The 5,121-nt window shown below is 60.8% G+C and carries 5 protein-coding genes; 4 read left to right on the top strand and 1 reads right to left on the bottom strand.

What is annotated here, in order from left to right:
• The coding region (locus EOA86_RS21470) for an aconitase family protein (protein WP_245497336.1) at positions 1-1,178 on the bottom strand (1,178 nt) is incomplete at its 3' end.
• A 75-nt stretch (positions 1,179-1,253) separates the two neighbouring features.
• Here EOA86_RS21470 and tam point away from each other — a divergent pair.
• The 4 genes from tam to EOA86_RS21450 all read left to right on the top strand — a co-directional run.
• Positions 1,254-2,030 carry a trans-aconitate 2-methyltransferase gene (tam, locus tag EOA86_RS21465; RefSeq protein WP_128343463.1) on the top strand — a complete coding sequence of 259 codons (777 nt, stop codon included), beginning with the start codon at positions 1,254-1,256 and terminating at the stop codon, positions 2,028-2,030.
• Between the two features lie 90 nt (positions 2,031-2,120).
• Positions 2,121-3,047 (top strand): GntR family transcriptional regulator, encoded by a 927-nt coding sequence (locus tag EOA86_RS21460; protein WP_128343461.1) that lies wholly within the window; start codon positions 2,121-2,123, stop codon positions 3,045-3,047.
• A gap of 89 nt (positions 3,048-3,136) precedes the next feature.
• Positions 3,137-4,231 carry an isocitrate/isopropylmalate dehydrogenase family protein gene (locus tag EOA86_RS21455; RefSeq protein WP_128343459.1) on the top strand — a complete coding sequence of 365 codons (1,095 nt, stop codon included), beginning with the start codon at positions 3,137-3,139 and terminating at the stop codon, positions 4,229-4,231.
• A 125-nt stretch (positions 4,232-4,356) separates the two neighbouring features.
• The coding region (locus EOA86_RS21450; RefSeq protein ID WP_164891885.1) for an ABC transporter substrate-binding protein at positions 4,357-5,121 on the top strand (765 nt) is incomplete at its 3' end.

The raw sequence follows: 5,121 nt of genomic DNA, 5'->3' as shown, positions 1-5,121 counted from the left end.
TGTCGGCTCAGCTGCTTTCCGGTGGCGCGTTCAAGGGCGGGCTGCACGTTCGCTGGCTTGAGGCGATCCTGCGGCCGGCGTGGCCCGGCCAAGCTCGCGCGAAGCGCGCTGAGATCGATCGTGATCTCGTCGGTGTATCGCGGGTTTGCATCGGGCTCGAACCAAAGGCCCTGTGCCTTGGCGACATCCTCGACGCGAGCAGCGAGCTCATCGCTTCTTCCTGTCTGGCGGAGATAGGCAACGGTATTGGCATCGACTGAGAAAAAGCCTGTGGTAGCCCCGTACTCGGGGGCCATGTTCGCCACCACGGCTCGGTCGCCCGCCGAAAGTGTCGACACGCCTGGCCCGAAGAACTCCACGAATTTCCCCGCGACGCCGACCGACCTCAGCCGCTCGGTCACGGCGAGGGCAAGGTCGGTCGAGAGAGCGCCGCTCTGCAGCCGCCCAACGAGGCGCACACCTATGACCTCCGGCATCCTCAGCATGACCGGCATTCCAAACATGACGCTTTCGGCTTCCAGTCCGCCCACGCCCCAGGCCAGCACACCGATGCCGTTGATCATCGGCGTGTGGCTGTCCGTTCCGATCAGGGTATCAGGCACCGCCCACTTGGCATTGTCGCGCTGCTCGACTGCGATCACGGTCGCCAGTTGCTCAAGGTTGATCGTGTGCATGATGCCGGTACCGGGCGGATGAACTCTAAGGCCGGGAAGGGCTTTGGTCGCCCACTTCATCAGCCGGTAGCGCTCCGCGTTGCGTTCCAGTTCCTTGGCCAGGTTGAATCGGAGGGCATCGGCGGTACCAAAGCGATCCACGCCGATGCTGTGGTCGACAGACACATCGACCGGGATCCTTGGGGCAAGGAGGGCGGGATCGCCTCCCGCTTCAGCGATCGCGTCGCGCATTGCGGCAATGTCGACCAGGGCGGGAACGCAGGTCGTGTCGTGCATCAACAGCCGACCTGGATGGAATGGAATTTCCGCCTGGCTCTCGCCACTCCTTAGCCACTGGCTGAAGATCTCCAGCAGTCGCTCGGCCTCGTCAGGCTGGTGTCGGAGGTTGTTCTCGAGCAGGATACGCAGCACAAAGGGCAGCCGCTCGAACTTGGAACCCAGCGCGTTCCGCATATCGATCGCGGTCAGCTGCCGGCCATGGCTCTCGACCTGCATTCTGATCATGCCAGGTTCCCACTTGTAGCATTGGATTTTCTCGCTTAAAAAGCCAAACGAGAGTTGATGTCAAGCGAGGCATTCATGAGCAGCGACTGGTCTCCCGCGAAATACCTGCAATTCGGGGATCACCGGACGCGGCCGGCCATCGACCTTCTTGGTGCGGTTCCCAATGAGGACGTGGAGTTTGTCACCGATATTGGATGCGGTCCGGGAAATTCGACCGAACTGCTGCTGGCTCGTTACCCAAAGGCGCGAGTCGCCGGCATCGACTCGTCGTCTTCGATGATCGACGCCGCGCGCGCCCGTCTGCCGAACGTTGAGTTTGCAGTGCAAGCTATAGAGGACTGGCGCCCTGAACAGCCGCAGGACGTAATCTTCGCGAACGCCGTGCTGCAATGGCTGCCCGGCCATGGGGCGCTGCTGCCGAGGCTTGCCAACCTGTTGAAAAGCGGCGGAACTCTGGCAATTCAGATGCCTGACAATCTTGACGAACCCACTCACCGTGGCATGCGGGAGGTTGCGCGGGATCCGCGGTGGGCGGGCCGGCTGGCAGAAGCGGACGCCGAGCGAACGTCGATCGAGAGCCCTCAGAATTACTACGGCATGCTCCGCCCGTTCTGCCGGCGGGTGGAAGTGTGGCGCACGATCTATCACCATCCTCTCGAAGGACTGGACGGCATCATCGACTGGTTCAGCAGTACGGGCCTGCGTCCATACCTCTCGCGCCTCGACGCATCCGAAAAGAAGGCCTACCTTGCTGCCTATCGAGAGACGCTCGCGCGCCATTATCCCGTCCTGGAGGACGGGACTACACTCCTGCCATTTCCACGTCTCTTCATTGTTGTGACACGACTTTAGATTGGATTTTTAACAAGAGCTCGTGCAAACTTGCCGCGACCGCTGTAACCGCTTGAACGCTAGATCGGCAGCAATCATCTCGGAGCTCTCATGCCTGCAAGCCCCTTGGCACGGAATATCGCCAGTCAGATCTCGCTGCTCGTGACGACGGGCGAGCTGTCTTCTGGCGATCACCTGCGCACGCAACATCTCGCCGACAAGTTTGGCGTCTCCCGCTCGCCCGTGCGCGAGGCGATGCAAATTCTCGCTGAAGAAGGACTGCTGGAGCAGAAGGAGAATCGGGGTTTTTTTGTCAAAGATGTTCCGGAGTCCCGGATTATTGAGCCGATCAACGACGAGCCAAAACCGTTCGAGGTGGAGAACGATTACCAGCGCCTCGCCGAGGATTGGCTGATGGACCGCATCCCTGCTGAGGTGACCGAAGGCATGCTGCGGGAGCGCTACGACCTCACCAAAGCGCAACTCAGTGACATGCTCATGCGCGCAGTGCGGGAGGGCTGGGCGGAGCGCAAGCAGGGCTACGGCTGGCGCTTCCTGCCAGTCGCCAAGACACCAGAGGCCTTCGAGCAGATCTACCGGTTCCGGATGCTGATCGAGCCGGCCGCCATATTGGAACCGAGCTTCAAGCTCGACCGAAAAATCATCCAGGAGCAGCGACGATTACAGCAGCGCATGCTGGAGACCGACATCATGCGACTTCCTGCCGAACGTCTGGTCCACAACGGCTCCATCTTCCACGAGGAGCTGATCAAGATGTCAAACAACCCGTTCTTCCACCTGTCACTGGTGCGCGTCAATCAGATGCGCCGCTTGCTTGAGTATCGCTCGCGCGTCGATCGCAATCGTCTGTTCACGCAATGCGAGGAGCACCTTGCGATCCTTGATCTGCTCGAGCGCGGTGAAATCCTCGAAGCGTCCTACGCCATGCGCAAGCATCTCTCCGGTGCGCTCGCGCGGAAATCGCCCATCGCGCGATCCTGGTCGCAGCACGCGCATGAAAAAATACCGGCCTCATAATTTTTCGATTGCATTTTCATCCATAAAAAGCCAAAACGTCGCCATGAAACATGTCGGCGGATGCTCCGCCGTGCCCAGGGAGACGTTCGATGAAGATCATGGTCACGCCGTGCGACGGCATAGGCCCGGAGATCACCGCCGCGACGATGGAGGTGGTCGAGGCAGCCAACAAGGCATTCGATCTTGGTCTGCAGTACGACTACGAGGACACCGGCTTCGCCAGCCTGGAGAAGTACGGAACGACCCTGCGCGACGAGACGATAGAGCGCGCCCGCACTTATGACGGCATTATCCTGGGTCCGCAGTCCCACATGGACTATCCGGCGCGCGACAAGGGTGGTGTGAACGTTTCAGCCGGGTTCAGAGTCAAGCTGGACCTCTATGCAAACGTTCGTCCGGCGCGCGTTCGCCCGTTCCTGAACAGCACCGCGAAGCGGATGGACCTCGTTATCATGCGCGAGGCGACCGAAGGCTTCTATCCGGACCGCAACATGTATGCGGGCAGCGGTGAGTTCATGCCGACGCCCGACATTGCGCTCTCCATGCGCAAGATCACGGCGCATGCCTGTGAGCGGATCGCACGCGCTGCTTTCGAACTGGCGATGAAGCGCGACAAGCGCGTCACGGCTGTCCACAAGGCGAACAACTTCATCCTCACCGACGGTCTTTTCCTGACGCAGGTCCGAAAGGTCGCGGCCGAATTCCCCGAGGTGAAGCTCAACGACTACATCATCGACGCCATGGCGGCGCACCTCGTGCGCGATGCGTCCCGGTTCGACGTGATCGTGACCACGAACTTCTATGCGGACATTCTATCGGATCTCGCCAGCGAACTCTCCGGCAGCCTCGGCCTTGCCGGATCGATCAACGCGAATGCCGAAACGGGCCTTGTCTGCGCGCAAGCTCAGCATGGTTCGGCGCCGGATATCCAGAACCAGAACATCGCAAACCCGACCTCGCTCATCCTTTCCGCTGCGATGATGCTCTCCTGGCTTGGGGAGAAGCGTGGACTGCCAAATTTCGAGGCGGCGGGCGCGGAGATCGAGCGTGCGGTCGACGAGGTGCTTGCCAACCCGGCGACCCGGACCCGCGATCTCGGGGGGCAGAGCAACACGGATGCGTTTGGCGCCGCCGTGGCCAAGGCGATCAAAGCGGAGCCGGTTCGCGCGGCAGCGCGCGCTTAAACTGCCACTTTGCATTTTGCGATTGATAAAGCCAAACTGAGATGTAATTGTTTGACGACGAAGAACGTCATCAGACGCCACGCCCGGAGGAGCAATGGAACGGGCGCAACCATGGGAGAAGTGAAATGAAGCATACCGCAGTGAGCAGACTGTCCGGCTGTTCGGCGCTCGTCTGTGTGACCTTGGCGATGTCGCCGGCCTACGCGCAGGACGCGTCCCTGATCGATGCCGCCAAGAAGGAAGGCACCGTTACGATCTACACGTCGACCGATGCGGCGCAGGCACAGGCGCTTCTCGATGCGTTTACCGCCAAATACGGCATCAAGATCGCCTACAATGACGTCGGCACCAACGGCGCCTACAATCAGGTGATCTCGGAATCGGCAGCTGGGCAGGTCACCGCGGACGTGGTGTGGAGCTCCGCCATGGACCTGCAGATGACCCTGGTCAAGGACGGATACGCCGAGCCGTACAAGAGCGTTGAGGCCGGCAACATCCCCTCCTGGGCGAACTACCAGGATACGCTCTACGCCACGACGATCGAGCCGATCGGCCTGATCTACAACACCTCGGCGCTGAAGGAAGACCGCGTTCCGAAGACGCGTGCCGACCTGATCAAGTTCCTCCAGGACAACCAGGCCGAACTGAAGGGCAAGGTGGCGACCTTTGACCCGGAGAAGAGCGGTACGGGCTTCCTTCACCACACCAACGATGCGCGCCAGACAAACGATTTCTGGGATCTCGCCAAGGCGCTCGGCGCCGATGGCGTGAAGACCTATTCGAGTTCGGGATCGATGAAGGAGACTGTCGTCTCCGGCGAAAACGTGCTGGCCATCAACATCATCGGTTCCTATGCGCTGGACTGGGTCAAGGAGACGCCGAACCTCGGC

The sequence above is a fragment of the Mesorhizobium sp. M5C.F.Ca.IN.020.32.2.1 genome, assembly GCF_004023105.1.
Taxonomy (GTDB): domain Bacteria; phylum Pseudomonadota; class Alphaproteobacteria; order Rhizobiales; family Rhizobiaceae; genus Mesorhizobium; species Mesorhizobium wenxiniae.
This window is presented reverse-complemented; position numbering and strand designations above follow the sequence as displayed.